Consider the following 14,618-nt stretch of genomic DNA (forward strand, 5'->3'; position numbering starts at 1 on the left):
CCCTAATCTAAGTGGTTTCTTCTTCCTCAGGCGGAAGTTCGTGTTCTTGTTGAATCATACAGACTTCACTGTGCACCACCATGACGGGGCATTTCGCGTGCCGCACCATGTTTTCCGAAACGCTGCCCAGCAGCATCTGCTTGAAGTAGCCTTTTCCGGTACTTCCGATGACGATCAGGGAAACGCGCTCTTCTTTCGCCAGCCGGAGCAGTTCGTCAACGGGGCGGCCGACGGGCACGGCAACCTTCGCCGATATACCTTGCTCTAAGAATACGTTCTTCTCGAACGAGAGCTTTTTCTCCATTTCTCTTACCGCGTTCGGGACGTTCTTGACGCGCATCGTCGATGGGTCGACGACATTGGCAATTATTACTTCGTCGCACCCGACTTTCTTTAGCTCACGAACATACTGCATGACGCTCATTGAGCAAGGCGAACTGTCCGTCGGGTAGAGAATCTTCTTAAACATCCCCGCCGATCTCTGCTCCAGCCTCGTGCCGTTGCTGTCCTGTAAAATCTTGAACTTGACCAACAAAACAGGCACTTTGGCCTCGCGCGTTACACGGTCGGAAACGCTGCCGATAATGACCTCGTCAAACAAGCCCTTCCCATGGCAGCCGATAACGATCATCGAAACGTTTTCGGTGTCGGCCATTTTCAGAATCTCCCTATACGGGGTGCCGAGCTCTACTCTGCTTTTGATGTCTAATCCATGATCTTTAAACAGATGTTCGCGGTCTTTGAGCATAGCCAGGGTGCGCTTCTTCCTGGCCAACGTGATCGGATACTCCTCGCCCGCCTCCAGGATATATGTCTGAATAACTTCCTCGACGCCAAGCGCTTTCATCCCGACAAGATATTCCACGGCTTTATCCGCGTAAGCGGAGAAATCCGTCGGGAACAGAATCTTCTTGAACATTGCTAAATCAACTCCTGTTAGAATCGGGCAAACAGAATAGTCAATCCACGGGTCAGGTGAATAACCGGTTCCGGATATATCCCCAAGACAAGAGTAACAATAACCGCGACCGCGATTACGAACCACGAGAGCGCCGGTATCTTAATAGGTTTCTTGGACTTAGGCTTCAGAAAATACATCTGTCGGACGATGCCAAAGTAATAATAGAGAGAAACAACGCTATTCAGCACGCCGATTATGGCCAGCCAGGCCATCCCTTTCTCAATGGCCGCGCCGAACACCAGGAACTTGGCGGTGAATCCGCCTGTTAACGGGAATCCCAGCATAGATAGCATAAACAGTGTCATCGCCGCCGACAATACCGGCGCTCTGGAACTTAAGCCGGCGAAATCGGCGATCTCATGCTCGTGAGTTATTCGGCCGAGGGCGGTCACGATCGCGAAAGCTCCGCCGGTCATAGCCCCGTAGGCGATCAGGTAAAAGACCAATGCCCCCAAAGCGTTCTGGCCGGGTACGGTCAATGCGATCAATGCGTAGCCCATATGGGCGATGCCGGAAAATGCGAGCATCCGCTTGATGTTTTTCTGAGGCAGCGCGAGAAGGTTCCCGCTGAACATGGTCAGTACGGCCATAAGCGCGAGGAGTCCCGTCCACTGCCCGGTCAAGGCGGGGAAAGCCGTATACACAAGGCGGGCCAAAACGGCAAAACCAGCTATCTTCGGCACGGCCGCGATAAAGGTGGTAACGCAGGTAGGCGCGCCCTCATAAACGTCGGGAGCCCAAAAATGGAACGGCACCGCCGCAATCTTGAAAGTAAAGCCGGAGATCAAAAACGTCATCCCTAAGAAAATTACGGGATTGTCCAGCTTGATAGCGCTCAAACGGTTGGCGATTTCAACCAGGTTCAATGAACCCGTCAATCCGTAAATCAGGGACATGCCGTACAAACTGATAACGGCCGTCAATACGCCTAACAGAAAGTATTTCAGCGCGGCTTCGCCCGATTTCACATCCGACCTTTTAAATCCGGTTAATATGTACATCGGCACGCTGGCCAGCTGGATACCGAGGAAGGCTACTAGAAGATTAATCGAACCCGCCATGACCATCATGCCCAGCGTAGAAGTCAGCGCGAGGAAATAATATTCCCCCGGATGTGATTTCGGTTTCTGCAGGAACTGGACCGCTAGAAGAAGAGACATCGCGGCGCCCATCAAAACGCCTATTTTTATCACTACGCTGAACGAATCGACGACAAACATGTCGCCCATTATGATTATCCGCTCGTTTATCAGCATGATCGCGAAGACCGCAGCCACAGCCAAGCCGGCAACCGAAATGCCTGCCAAAAGCGTCGGGCGTTTATCTTCCGGCAAGACTAGGTCGAGCAACAGAACGACTATTGCCGTTACCAGAACGATGATCTCAGGTAATAAATAAACTACTTCGCGAGACAACTATGATCCTCCTAGTGCGCTCTATTTGATCAGCACGTACAGCATATAAACAAAAAACGCCAGGGCGATGAAACCGGCAAAGATAACGCCTAAGTATCGGGATAGCGAACCGGAATAGGCTCTCCGGCTGAGCTCGCTGATAATACCGATAAGCCGGGCGGCGCCGTTGTAGGTTTCGTCAACCGCGGAGTCGACCTTGGCCGCCTGCTGGCTGCTACCGACCACAAGCATCCCGACCTTGTTGATCGTGCCATCCAGAATCAAATTGTCGAAACGTCCCAGCTGTTGAGCCCCGCGCATGGCCCAAGACCCCAGCTGAACTATTATCGCGTCCAGAAGCACGACGTCGGCCTTTGCGGTCAACCCGGCAAACCACATGACCGGCTTAATAACCACGGCTTCATAGATTTCGTCCAAGAAAAATTTACGCCGGAGCAAGGTATAGAAATAGAAAAACGGCTTGCCGAATCGCTCCTCGGGCATGACGCCCCGGAACATCGACCAGGCCGCGCCAATACCCGTCACGGCGGCTCCTAGTGCCAGCAGCATGACCAGATAGTTCGGCTCTAGCGCATGGTGCTCGCCATGTTCTATAAAAGCTCCGAAAACATTTCCCAGATAAGGCGCACCCAGCAGGCCGAACAGAGCGGCCGGGATGGCCAGCAGGACTAAAGGCACCGTCATTACAGGCGACGACTCGTGGGCGTGTTCGTCGCGGACCGGCCCCATAAATACCACGAAGAAAAGCCGGAACATATAGAACGACGTCAGGAAAGCGGTAATAATCAGAATCGTTAACACAGCATAGTGGCCGTTCGCGGCCGCGACGGTTAGAATCTCGTCCTTGCTCCAGAAGCCGGACAAGGGTATTATCCCGGCGATTGACGCGGTCGCGACAAGGAAAGTGATCCCGGTCGTTCTCATCTTCTTCATCAGGCCGCCCATCTCGTAGATATTTTGCGTGGCGGCGCCGTGAATTACAGAACCGGCGCCAAGAAATAGAAGGGCTTTGAAGAAAGCGTGTGTCGTCAAATGAAACAGCCCGGCCGCGTACCCGCCAACGCCCAACGCGGCCATCATGAATCCTAGTTGGGAAATGGTGGAATAAGCCAGGATTTTCTTAATATCACTCATGGTAATAGCGATCATCGCGGCCATAAACGCCGTAAACGCGCCTAGAAAGGCGACGGTCTGCAAAGCTATCGGGTGAGCGGCCTCAAAGATGAAGAAAGCCCTGCCGACCAGGTAAATACCGGCGGCGACCATGGTGGCCGCGTGGATGAGTGCCGACACCGGAGTCGGACCTTCCATGGCGTCCGGCAGCCAACCATATAACGGAAACTGGGCCGACTTGCCCGCCGCACCGGAAAACAACAGGAGCGCTATCGCGGTCAGAGTTCCCGCCCCGATCGTACCCGCGGCAACCATCTCGCGGAGCGCCGAGAACCCGAATGTGCCTGTGGCCGTAAACATCACCAGCAGCCCCAGAAAGAAACCAACGTCCCCGACGCGAGTCATCAAGAACGCTTTCATGGCCGCCCTGGAAGCGCTTTTCTTCTCGTACCAGAAACCTATCAGGAAATACGAACACAGACCGACGAGTTCCCAGGAAATATACAGTTGAAGGAAATTATCAGCGATTACGAGCGACAGCATGGCCGCCGTGAAGAGGGACAGGGCCGCATAGTACCAGACCAGCCGGTTCTCGCCGTGCATATAACCGATACTGTAGATCTGGACAAGCAGGCTGACCGAGGTCACGACGATCAGCATGATGGCCGCCAGCGGATCTATCAATAACCCGACGTTTACCTTGGCGGCGCCGACCGTAAACCAAACCGAGCTGGCAGAGTATGAGTCGTAAAATATAACCCACAAAGCCGACGCAAATCCGAAGGCGCAAGACAAGCTGACCGCGCCTATGCCCACGAAAGGCGCGATCGGACGCAACCGCCGTCCGCCGAATAAGAGTACGACGAACGCGATTACGGGGAATACCGGAATAAGCCAGGAATAGGCTAAAATATTCATTATCCCTTCTTAAGCCACCTTAACTCAGCGCTTTCATTAACGTCATGACTGATTGGTTAACCATTCCAAGTACCGACTCAGGGTAAATGCCGACGCCGACTATAAGAAGGACCAGCGGCGCCAGGGTAATCAGCTCGCGAGGCGTCGCGTCCTTAAGCTCTTTTAATTTCTCCGGAACATCGCCCATGACAACGCGCTGCAGCATCCATAAAAGGTATCCCGCCGTAATCACGACGCCGGTCGAGGCGATAGCCGTCATTACCTTCATGACCGGGAATGATCCCAGAAGAACAAGGAACTCCGCCACGAATCCGCTCAAGCCAGGCAAACCAAGCGAGGCGAACGACGCGAAACACAAGGCGCCGGCGAGCAGCGGCACAACATTAAGGAGGCCGCCCAGCTCGGGGATGCTCCTGGTGTGCGTTCTCTCGTAAATGTAGCCAACCAGCAGGAACAGCATCGCCGTAATCAGACCGTGGCTGAACATCTGCATAATCGCCCCGTTCACGCCGATCGCCGTCATAGCGGAAATCCCTAGTATTACGTAGCCCATATGGCTGATGCTCGAATACGCGATCATACGCTTCAGGTCTTTCTGGATCATCGCGTTCAAGGCTCCGTAAATAATACTGATAACGGCCAAAGCCGCGAGTACGCCGCTGAACTTTTGCAGCGCCAGAGGCGTTGTGGGAATGATAACCCTGATAAATCCGTACGTGCCCATCTTCAAAAGCACGCCCGCCAACAGAACGCTGATCGCCGTGGGCGCTTCGGTATGCGCGTCGGGCAACCAGGTGTGGAACGGCACGATCGGCACCTTGACGGCAAAGCCCGCAAAGAAACCCCAGAAGATTATGTTCTGGAAGCCGGCGGGGAAACCCTTGGTGGCCAAGGCCAGAATGTCAAATGTATTTGCGCCGCCGCGGAAGTAAACCGCCAGGATGGCGAGCAGCATGATAACCGACCCTGCCAATGTGTAAAGGAAGAACTTGATGGCGGCATATTCCCTCTTGTCGCCGCCCCATATTCCGATCAGGAAGTACATCGGCAGCAAGACCAGTTCCCAGAAGATATAGAACATGATATAGTCGAGCGCCAGAAAAACGCCCAGGATGCCGACCATCAGCAGAAGCAGCAACGCATAGTAGCCTTTGACTTTTAGCTTGATGCTCCAAGAAGCGATGACCGCAATCAGCCCGAGAAGAGCGGAAAGCATCAGCATCGGGAGACTTATTCCGTCGACACCCAGATAATATGAGGCGCCGATAGTCTTGCTCCACGAAATCTTCTCCACGAACTGCACCCCGTGACCGGGATCGAAATTCGCGAGGACCACTACAGCCAATACAAGCGGAACCGCCGTTGCTACGACCGCAATCCACCTGATAATCCGCTCCTGATTGTTCTTCATCATCGCAATGACTAATGATCCGATAAGCGGACTGAAAATAATGACTGACAGAACGGGAAACTTCATGTGGCCCCCTTTACCACTTGAGCATGTTTACTTCGTCCACGTTGACGGTCTCCCGTCCGCGGTAGATGAGCAGAACAACGGCCAAGCCGATACCGATTTCAGCGGCGCCGGCGGCCATGGCGAATATCGTGTATATCTGGCCGACAATCGTGTCCGGCGTAATGTACCTGGAAAAAGCGATCAGATTGATATTGACGGAGTTCAACATTATCTCCACGGACAGAAGAACCAGGATGGCGTTCCTTCTGGCCAAAACACCGTAAATACCGATGCACAGCAGCGTGGCCGAAAGGGCGATGAAATAAGACAGCGGAATCAAAAGCTAGTCCTCCTTCCTGGTTAGAACGACGACGCCGACCAGCGCCGCCAGCAGCAAGACCGAGATAAGTTCGAAAGGAAGAACATAAGCGCTAAAAATAATTTCGCCCATTTGCTTGACGGTTGTGGAAGCCGCCCCGGTCGCAAGGGGCGTCCATTTGTGCGGGATCAAAACGTAAAGCAAGACCGTCAGGAAACCCGCCGCGGTAAAGAACGCAAGTCCTTTCTGCTGGTTATCGACGGCCGTCTTCATGCCTTCCGGAGAATTCTGGCTTCTTGTCAACATCAGGGCAAAGATTACCATAGTAGTCATCGCTCCGGCATAAATAAGGACTTGCATGGCCGCGATGAACTCCGCGTACAAAAGGATATAGACCGCGGCAATAAACGACATGGTCAGAAGGTGCATGAATACGGCGTGCATGATGTTGCGCGTTGTCACAATATACAACGCACCGGACAAAATCAACGCGGAGACGATAAAGAAGGCGATCAGCTGGCCGCTCATTTCAGTATCCTCCGTATCAGGATAAGCGCGACCATCAGGATAACGAATCCGCAGACGGCCAGCGGCAGTTTATAATCAGGCACCAAAACGATCAACATCGAGGTGATAAAGATATTGGCCAGCCCGGCCGGGAGAAGTATTTTCCAGCCCAAAGTCATAAGCTGGTCGGGTCGTACCCTCGGAATTGAAACACGGCTAAAAGCCAAGAAAACGAATATGGCGTAGAACTTGATGAAAAACCAGACCACCGGTGGCAAGACCGGTCCTTGCCAGCCGCCGAGAAACAGGATAACCGTCAGGCACGCCAGCGCCCATAAACCGAAGAATTCACCCACCATAAACAAAGCAAACCGCATGCCCGAATACTCTACGGAGTAACCGGCTACAAGTTCGGATTCGGCGACAGCCAGGTCGAACGGGCTGCGTTGCAGCTCCGCCTGCATGGCAACCATGAAAACCAGGAAACCGATCGGCTGCAGAACAATATTCCAGACTGTCTGGTTGGCGACGATACCGGTAAGGTTCAGCGTAGCCGACAACATAACGACGCCCGCGATCGCTAAACCGAGCGGCAGCTCATAGGACAGCAGCTGTCCGGCCGCCCGGAAGGCTCCGAGCAAACTGTATTTATTACTTGACGCCCACCCGCCCATGATCAGGCTGACAAAGGTAAACGACGACAAGGCGATAATATAGAACGCGCCGATGTCCAGATTACGAACGAAAAGTTTATAAGTGTACGGGATGGTAACCAGCGTCATGACCATCGGTATGAACCCGACGAAAGGCGCGACCTTAAAGACGAGTTTATCGGCCTGGGCCGGGACGATATCCTCTTTGTTAAGAAACTTGACTATGTCGGCCACGGGCTGAAGCCAACCATGAAAACGGCCGGTTTCCATCGGGCCGTACCGGTCGACAACGCGGCCGGCGATCTTAAACTCCGCCCACATAAAGAAAACAATGTTGATCAGGACAAAAATAACCAGACCAAGCCCTAGTAAGAACGGGAGCGCTATAGCCATTTCAGCACCCCTTTCTTCCAGGCGTAAATCAAGCCGACCAGGAGGATGAAGATAAAGATGAACATCTCGACCAGGCTCGTGACGCCGAATTTACGGAAGACCGTCGCCCAAGGATAGAGGAACGCGATTTCCACATCGAAGATCAGAAACAGCAGAGCAAAGACATAAAAACGCGTCGTATGCTGTGACCAACCGCCTCCCAGCGGTTCCATGCCGCACTCATATGAAAGAAGCTTCTCGCGCGAGGGCTTGTTCGGCCTGAAGACCCTGGCGACCGTCAGCAACAGCCCGCCGAACAAGCCGCCGACTATCGCGAACGCCGCGACATAGTAATAGTTGGTCAGATACGCGTTCATTCGCTGTCCTTACGTAGCGGAGATCGCCGAAGCATCTTGTCTTTACCGTAAACCGCGTCGCCCCTCGTATAGTCGGCCATCTCAAATTCCTTCGTGTGCGTCAGCGTCCGCGTCGGGCAGACTTCAACGCATATGCCGCAAAGCTGGCACCGGCCGTAATCGATTTCGTACGAGTCGACTCGATATTCCTTGCCGCCCGAGGTCTTGATACTAATAGCCCGCGGCGGACAGTATTTTTCACACATATGGCAACCGATGCATTCCTCTGTCGAGCAGGACAGACATCGTTCAGCCTGAATAATGGCGATTTTCTCGGCGAAAGCCGGTTCCGTCTTGTCGTGCTGGGCCCGGGCCGTGTCGGGATCATAACGCTTCTTGATGGTTTCTATCTTGGGAAAAGTTATTGACCAGAATTCGCTGGGACGCCCGTTTAGTAAGATATCAATAGCTAAGGCCGCGCGGCGGCTCCCGCCGACCGCGTTAACGGTGATGGTCGGCCCGACGGCTGCCTCGCCGGCCGCGTAAACGGCCTGGCGCGAGGTGGCGCCCGTTTCTTTGTCAGAGCCGATATTGCCTTGCGCGTCCAGCTCGACCCCCTGCTCAATCAGCCATTTGTTCTTCTCTCCCCGGCCGACCGGCTTGTCGCCGTCATCGTTATAGGCGGCTTGCCGGCGATGCGCTCCGATCCCCATGAATATAGCTTTGAATCCGTCGTTGAATATATCGTCTAAAGACATACCGCCGGGGCCGATCAGAGTGTTCGTACGAATGGCGACGCCCAGCATTTTAATATCGCCAACTGTTTGATCAATGACACGAGCAGGCAGTTTGTTCGCCAAGGCGTCGGCCCGCAGAACTCCGCCGGCGATTGGCAGACGCTCGAAGATAACGACTTCATAGCCGCATTTGGTCAGGTAATAGGCGGCACTCAAACCGGCCGGACCCGCGCCGACAATCGCCACCTTTTTGTCTTTACTCTCTTTGGGCTTGGAGAACACTTTCTTGCGGCGGCCTGCGCTGACGTTGTCCGATAAAAACCTTTTTAGAAGACAGATCGTGACGGGGGCGTCTTCCTCGCCTTTCCGGCAAACTGTTTCGCAAGGATTGGGACAGATGTGGCCGATGATATCCGGCAGCGGATTAGTTTCCAAATGCAGCTCGTACGCGTCGTCATACCTGCCTTGCGCGATTAGCCCGATATACCCTCTCGCGTCAACGTTAGCGGGGCACCTTGCCTGGCAGGGCGGCATCTCGGAAAATGTTGGCGCGCCGGTCCTTTCGCTGGCGATGCCTTTCATTTTGACCGCGCCGCGGCTTCTTTCCGCGATCACGTTGTGCTGCCTCGGGTACTGAACGGTGATTCGCCGGCCAAAAAAATGCTTAAGCGTCACACCGAAGGTGCGGGCGATCCCGGTGCCGAAGACCAGCGGCTTCCTTCTTGGTTTCACCGGTTTTTCTTCCGGTGCCGCCATCGCCTCTTTCACCTCCGTCGCCTCCCTCACCTCGCTCATCGATCTATACACCCCATTACAATGTCAACGCTGGCCATAGTCGATATCAAGTCGGCCAGCACTAAGCCCGGCAGGGTTGTAACGGCGCCCATCAGGTTGCAGTAAGACGGACTCCTGAACTTGATTCGGTAGGGTTTCTCGCCGCCGTCGCTGGTCATAAAGACACCGAATTCGCCTTTAGGGTGCTCGGTTCGCGCATATACTTCGCCCGCGGGCGGATTGATATGGCGTTGAGTCTTCCCGATAATCGCGCCGGCCGGCAGTTTTTCCAGTGCCTGGCGGATGATTTTGACCGACTCTTTGATCTCTTCCATCCTCACTTTGTAGCGGGCGAAGTTGTCGCCATCCTCGGCCGTGATGACGTTGAAGTCGAGCTTGTCATAAACGGAATAGGGTTCGTCCTTGCGCAAGTCCGCCGCGATGCCGCTTGCTCTGAGAACTGGTCCTGTAACACCGTACCTCAAAGCGACTTCTGGGCTGAGGCGGCCTATTCCCTTGGTCCGTAGACGGAATATCTCGTTATCCTCGATTAAATATTCATACTCCGCGATCATCTCGGGAATCCGGTCGAGCAGCGCGTTCGCCTCTTCTATCCATCCGTCAGGCAGATCGGCTCTTAAGCCGCCCGGGACTAAATAGTTATAGTGCATACGGCCGCCGGTTACCTTTTCAAACAGCCGCTGGATATACTCCCTGTCGCGCATCGCGTAAAGAAAGCCCGTCCCGAACAAACCGATGTCATTCGTAAAAGGTCCGAACCAGACGAAGTGAGACATGATCCTGTTGAATTCGGCCATGATTACCCGAATGTATTCAGCGCGCTCCGGCACTTTGATGCCGGCCAGTTTCTCCACCGCCATCACATACGAGAGTTCATTGTTTAGGTTGGCAACGTAATCAAGCCGATCCAAAAGCGGCGTGATCTGGAAATACTCTAAGTTTTCCGCCAGCTTTTCTATGCCTCTATGAAGGTAACCGATGTGTGGGACGGCCTTGATGACCCTCTCCCCGTCCAACGTCAGTACCATGCGAAAGACCCCGTGGGTCGCCGGATGCTGAGGCCCCAGATTGATTTCCATTAATTGAGTTGGTGAAGTCTTTTCCTTCGTCGTCATGCCTGCTTCCCCTATTTAGGGTTTGAAATCCTTCCTTAACGGGTATTTGTCGTATCCGTCAGGCAGGAGCAGTTTTCTCGGATCCGGATGACCTTCAAAAGTGACGCCGAACAGTTCGGCCGTTTCCCTTTCATGCCAATCGGCGCCGGCCCAGAGGTCGGTAACCGACATAACGACCGGATTCTTCTTAGCTACCTTCGTCTTGACGACTGCGTTGTTGCTCGTGCTCCTCGAGCGAAGGTGATATGCGATCTCGACGTAATCCGGATAGTCTACGCCGCTTAGACAACGCAAGAAATCGAATCGGCAATCCTGATTATCCCTCAGCAACTTCATCATGCCGTGAATGCCTTCCGGCTTGACTATTACGATCAGCTCGCCGTCCTTGCTCTCCTCAAAAGAGATTGCCAAGCCGAAGATATCGGTGAGTATCTGGCGGAGGTCCGCTAAAGGAGTCATCTTATCCCCCCGCCTGAATCCGCTTCTGCAGCTGAATGACGCTATCAATCAAGGCCTCCGGACGAGGTGGACAACCTGGCAAGATAACGTCGACTGGGATGATTTTGGCGGCGCCCTTGACGACTGAATAGGAATCGGCGAAAGGACCGCCGCCGATTGCGCAGGCGCCCATGGCGATCACCCATTTCGGATCGGCCATCTGATCATAAAGCCTGACGACCGCCGGCGCCATTTTGTCGGTTATTGTGCCGGCGACGATCATTAGATCCGCTTGGCGAGGGCTGGCCGGGAACGGCAGGACGCCCAAGCGGTTCATATCGTAGTGGGGAGCATAGGCCGCCATCATCTCGATGGCGCAGCAAGCTAGACCGAACGTTAGCGGCCAAAGTGAGGATTTCTGCGCCAGCCGGATTAAATCATCGGCTTTGGCGAGAATAATATTATCAACGCCGTACTTTTCGGAAAGACCCATCCCCTGGTGCCCCTTGACGAATAACATGCCATCGACAAGTTAGTATCTACAGTTACAATCTTTATAAACTATGAATATAGCACATTGAAATGCGCCAATGCAAAATTATTTTCATTCCCCTTTTAGCTCACGGGCAGCTTCCTCCGGAGGAGTCGGGTTTATATAGATGCCGGCGCCCCATTCAAAACCGGCGACCTCAGTCATACGCGGGATGATTTCGATATGCCAGTGATAGAACCTCAAGTTGGGAGCATATTGAGGTGAGACGTGCACCAGATAATTAAACGATGGGTCATTTAAGAGATCCTTCATGCGACGGAATAGCTTGCTCATTATGTCGGCTAAAGCTTCTATGTCGGAGTCGGAAACATCCATGAAGTTGGACGAATGCTCCCGGGGCAGAATCATTGTCTCGAACGGAAAGCGTGACGCGAACGGGCAGATAACGATGAACCGGTCGTTCATATACGCGACCCGCTTGCCCAGGGCAATCTCGTCCCGGATCAAGTCACAAATAATGCAGCGCTTGCGGTCCTTATAATACCGCTCGCCTTTTTCCATCTCCTCGACGACGCGCGGCGGCACAACCGGCGTCGCCGTCAGCTGAGAGTGGGGATGAACCAGACTGGCGCCGGCGTCCGGTCCGTAGTTCTTGAAAATCAAGACATACTTGACACGGTCGTCCATAACCCAAAACTTGTAGCGCTCGCGGTAGGCGTTAAGGATAGCCTCGATCTCAACGGGTTTCATGTTGGCCAGGGTCGCGTTGTGTTTGGCCGAATCGACAAAGACCTCGTGGCCGCCGACCGCTTCGATCGTCGTAAACATACCCTTAATCGTCGTTTTCGGAACGCCCTCGTAGGCCAGGGCCGGGAACTTGTTCGGCGTAACCCAGACTTTCCACTTTCCCGAGTGTTTGAAATGGGGGTAGACGGTCGCGGTGGCCAGCTCTTCAGACCCCTCGTCGAAAGGACAGAACTTCTTCTTCTTGCCTCCGCCCTTTTTCTTGGCAAGGTCGTTTGGACGTTTCCAGCGCTCGGTCGCTATTATCGCCCAGCGTCTGGTCGTCGGGTCTTTACGTAGTTCGGCCACGCAGCCTCCAGCGTAAGATGTGCTATGTGCTATCATTATAGACACCGCGCGCAGGTGAAGTGAAGAGGAGGTTTATTGGACGTCGAAGCCTGGTTTGACAAGCGGACCTACCGGCATCAAGAATTCGGCAATATACCACGGCTCATCAAGCTGAAGAAAAAGCAGAAGGTCACCGTCAGCGTGTGTTTGCCAACCCTGAATTCCGCTCCGGCCCTCGATTTAATCCTCCGCGTCCTGCGCGATATCCTGATCGAGGAATACCCTTTGATCGACGAGCTGGCCATTATCGACGGCGGCTCTACTGACTCGACCGTAGCCATAGCCGAGAAATATGGTGCCACCGTTTTCTATGACGGCGACGGCTTTGGCGATCTCCCGGCCGGGGGCGGCAAAGGCGACGCCCTGTGGCGCAGTCTATACCACTTAAACGGAGATATCATCGCCTGGCTGGATTCCGATATAAAAAACATCCATCCGAGATTCGTTTACGGAACAGTCGGCCCTCTTCTGACCGATAAGTCCATCGGCTATGTCAAAGGGTTTTACGAGCGGCCTCTGACCGAAGGCGGCATGACCAAGCCAAGCGGCGGCGGCCGTGTGACCGAACTGGTCGCCAAGCCCCTTTTCAACCTCTACTACCCGGAACTGTCCGGTCTTGTTCAGCCATTGAGCGGTGAGTACGCGGGGCGACGAGAGGTCTTGGAGAGTGTTCCCTTCGCGACCGGTTACGGTGTTGAAACTGGTCTCTTGATAGACATCGCGGGGCAATTCGGCGCCGAGGCTATCGCCCAGGTTAACCTGGAGACAAGGATTCACGCCAATCAGACTCTACCAGCTTTGAGCCGGATGGCTTTCGGCATTATGCAAACCGCTTTCACACGTTTCGAAAGAGACAAAAAGGTTAAGCTGAGCAAACCTTTCTCAACTACCATGAACAAAGTGGAACATCATGGTGAGACCTACTCGATCGAGGCCAAAGACATAATAGTAATAGACCGGCCGCCGATGAACACCCGGCCTGAGTATCTGGAGAAACGAAAGGGGAAAAAGCCGAAATGGCCGTCAAAGTAATATATACGGATATAGACGGAACCATGGTCGGGCCGGGCGGTTGCTTCTTGAAATCGGCCGATGGAATGTGGACCCTAGAGGCCGCGGCAACGTTGACCGCCGCCTTCGAAGCCGGCATCGATGTCGTCTTCGTATCCGGACGGAACAGAAACCAGTTAAGAGAAACAGGCCGCGTAATCGGCGTTGTCAACTATATCAGCGAACTTGGCGCGGAGATTATCTACGACCAAGGGAAAGAGATAATACCGCTGGTCGAAGGATTCGAGACTGGTGGTAAAACAGTCTATGAGGCTATACTCGATCGAGGTTTACCCCAAAAGTTGTTCCAAAAATTCGGCGATAAACTTGAGTACCATACTCCATGGTCTAAAGAGATGCGGTTTTACTCACATCTCTTACGCGGGTATATTGACCTCGAGGAAGCCAATACCTGGTTGGCCGAAAACGGCCACATGGATCTGAAACTGGTCGATAACGGTCAACTGGCGTCGCGCAGCGAAAACCTCAACCATCTCGCGGAATTGCATGCCTACCATTTGATTCCGGAATCCGTCGACAAAGCCGCCGCGCTGCGCTATGACATGAAGCTTCGAGGATTTAAGCGGGATGAAACGATCGCGCTGGGGGATTCCTGGGCCGACCTCCCGCTGGCAGGTGAAGTGGGGACTTTCTACCTCATGAAGAACGGTGTCAACGCCGACGCGGCTTTAGCCGCGGCGATTAAGGATCTTGATAATGTCGTCGTAACGGACCGCCCCAAAACCCTCGGCTGGTCCGATTCGGTCCGGGAAGCGCTTAGCAGATAGA

At 53.8% G+C, this 14,618-nt stretch carries 15 protein-coding genes; 2 read left to right on the forward strand and 13 right to left on the reverse strand.

Annotated elements, in window-relative coordinates; all coding sequences use genetic code 11:
• Positions 1–7 precede the first annotated feature (7 nt).
• The 13 genes from WC891_02245 to galT all read right to left on the reverse strand — a co-directional run bounded on the left by WC891_02245 (position 8) and on the right by galT (position 12,740).
• The gene (locus tag WC891_02245; protein MFA5866773.1) at positions 8–919 is read right to left on the reverse strand and encodes a universal stress protein; all 912 of its coding nucleotides are present in this window, start codon (positions 917–919) and stop codon (positions 8–10) included.
• 17 nt (positions 920–936) lie between these two features.
• Positions 937–2,376: an NADH-quinone oxidoreductase subunit N gene (locus tag WC891_02250; GenBank protein ID MFA5866774.1), complete on the reverse strand. Its 1,440-nt coding sequence runs from the start codon at positions 2,374–2,376 to the stop codon at positions 937–939.
• A 21-nt stretch (positions 2,377–2,397) separates the two neighbouring features.
• Positions 2,398–4,407, reverse strand: coding sequence for an NADH-quinone oxidoreductase subunit L (gene nuoL, locus WC891_02255; protein ID MFA5866775.1), 2,010 nt, complete (start codon positions 4,405–4,407; stop codon positions 2,398–2,400).
• 19 nt (positions 4,408–4,426) lie between these two features.
• Positions 4,427–5,884, reverse strand: coding sequence for an NADH-quinone oxidoreductase subunit M (locus WC891_02260; GenBank protein ID MFA5866776.1), 1,458 nt, complete (start codon positions 5,882–5,884; stop codon positions 4,427–4,429).
• A gap of 10 nt (positions 5,885–5,894) precedes the next feature.
• Complete coding sequence (gene nuoK, locus WC891_02265) at positions 5,895–6,200, reverse strand: NADH-quinone oxidoreductase subunit NuoK (protein ID MFA5866777.1); 306 nt, start codon at positions 6,198–6,200, stop codon at positions 5,895–5,897.
• Between the two features lie 6 nt (positions 6,201–6,206).
• A complete protein-coding gene (locus WC891_02270) occupies positions 6,207–6,710 on the reverse strand; it encodes an NADH-quinone oxidoreductase subunit J (protein MFA5866778.1) in 504 nt (167 codons plus the stop codon).
• A complete protein-coding gene (gene nuoH, locus WC891_02275) occupies positions 6,707–7,735 on the reverse strand; it encodes an NADH-quinone oxidoreductase subunit NuoH (protein ID MFA5866779.1) in 1,029 nt (342 codons plus the stop codon). Before nuoH ends, WC891_02270 begins: the two co-directional genes overlap by 4 nt.
• On the reverse strand, positions 7,726–8,091 hold the full coding sequence (locus WC891_02280) for an NADH-quinone oxidoreductase subunit A (GenBank protein ID MFA5866780.1): 366 nt from the start codon (positions 8,089–8,091) through the stop codon (positions 7,726–7,728). The genes nuoH and WC891_02280 overlap by 10 nt, the downstream gene beginning before the upstream one ends.
• Positions 8,088–9,602, reverse strand: coding sequence for an FAD-dependent oxidoreductase (locus WC891_02285; protein ID MFA5866781.1), 1,515 nt, complete (start codon positions 9,600–9,602; stop codon positions 8,088–8,090). Before WC891_02285 ends, WC891_02280 begins: the two co-directional genes overlap by 4 nt.
• The gene (locus WC891_02290) at positions 9,599–10,717 is read right to left on the reverse strand and encodes an NADH-quinone oxidoreductase subunit D (GenBank protein MFA5866782.1); all 1,119 of its coding nucleotides are present in this window, start codon (positions 10,715–10,717) and stop codon (positions 9,599–9,601) included. The genes WC891_02285 and WC891_02290 overlap by 4 nt, the downstream gene beginning before the upstream one ends.
• A 15-nt stretch (positions 10,718–10,732) precedes the next feature.
• On the reverse strand, positions 10,733–11,176 hold the full coding sequence (locus tag WC891_02295) for an NADH-quinone oxidoreductase subunit C (protein ID MFA5866783.1): 444 nt from the start codon (positions 11,174–11,176) through the stop codon (positions 10,733–10,735).
• Position 11,177: 1 nt separating this feature from the next.
• Positions 11,178–11,648, reverse strand: coding sequence for an NADH-quinone oxidoreductase subunit B family protein (locus WC891_02300; GenBank protein ID MFA5866784.1), 471 nt, complete (start codon positions 11,646–11,648; stop codon positions 11,178–11,180).
• A 111-nt stretch (positions 11,649–11,759) separates the two neighbouring features.
• Positions 11,760–12,740, reverse strand: coding sequence for a galactose-1-phosphate uridylyltransferase (gene galT, locus WC891_02305; GenBank protein ID MFA5866785.1), 981 nt, complete (start codon positions 12,738–12,740; stop codon positions 11,760–11,762).
• A 75-nt stretch (positions 12,741–12,815) separates the two neighbouring features.
• On the opposite strand from galT, the gene WC891_02310 reads away from it, so the two are divergent.
• Both WC891_02310 and WC891_02315 read left to right on the forward strand, forming a co-directional pair.
• Complete coding sequence (locus tag WC891_02310; protein ID MFA5866786.1) at positions 12,816–13,811, forward strand: glucosyl-3-phosphoglycerate synthase; 996 nt, start codon at positions 12,816–12,818, stop codon at positions 13,809–13,811.
• The gene (locus tag WC891_02315) at positions 13,796–14,617 is read left to right on the forward strand and encodes an HAD-IIB family hydrolase (GenBank protein MFA5866787.1); all 822 of its coding nucleotides are present in this window, start codon (positions 13,796–13,798) and stop codon (positions 14,615–14,617) included. The genes WC891_02310 and WC891_02315 overlap by 16 nt, the downstream gene beginning before the upstream one ends.
• Position 14,618: the final 1 nt, after the last annotated feature.

This window comes from Actinomycetota bacterium (assembly GCA_041658625.1).
Classification (GTDB): Bacteria; Actinomycetota; JAHEXW01; order JAHEXW01; family JAHEXW01; genus JBAZZW01.

Coding starts and splice junctions, on each gene's coding strand:
- WC891_02245 (MFA5866773.1), bottom strand. CDS start 919: ATGTTCAAGAAGATTCTGTTCCCGACGGATTTCTCCGCTTACGCGGAT.
- nuoL (MFA5866775.1), bottom strand. CDS start 4,407: ATGAATATTTTAGCCTATTCCTGGCTTATTCCGGTATTCCCCGTAATC.
- WC891_02260 (MFA5866776.1), bottom strand. CDS start 5,884: ATGAAGTTTCCCGTTCTGTCAGTCATTATTTTCAGTCCGCTTATCGGA.
- WC891_02270 (MFA5866778.1), bottom strand. CDS start 6,710: ATGAGCGGCCAGCTGATCGCCTTCTTTATCGTCTCCGCGTTGATTTTG.
- nuoH (MFA5866779.1), bottom strand. CDS start 7,735: ATGGCTATAGCGCTCCCGTTCTTACTAGGGCTTGGTCTGGTTATTTTT.
- WC891_02280 (MFA5866780.1), bottom strand. CDS start 8,091: ATGAACGCGTATCTGACCAACTATTACTATGTCGCGGCGTTCGCGATA.
- WC891_02285 (MFA5866781.1), bottom strand. CDS start 9,602: ATGAGCGAGGTGAGGGAGGCGACGGAGGTGAAAGAGGCGATGGCGGCA.
- WC891_02290 (MFA5866782.1), bottom strand. CDS start 10,717: ATGACGACGAAGGAAAAGACTTCACCAACTCAATTAATGGAAATCAAT.
- WC891_02295 (MFA5866783.1), bottom strand. CDS start 11,176: ATGACTCCTTTAGCGGACCTCCGCCAGATACTCACCGATATCTTCGGC.
- WC891_02300 (MFA5866784.1), bottom strand. CDS start 11,648: ATGGGTCTTTCCGAAAAGTACGGCGTTGATAATATTATTCTCGCCAAA.
- WC891_02315 (MFA5866787.1), top strand. CDS start 13,796: ATGGCCGTCAAAGTAATATATACGGATATAGACGGAACCATGGTCGGG.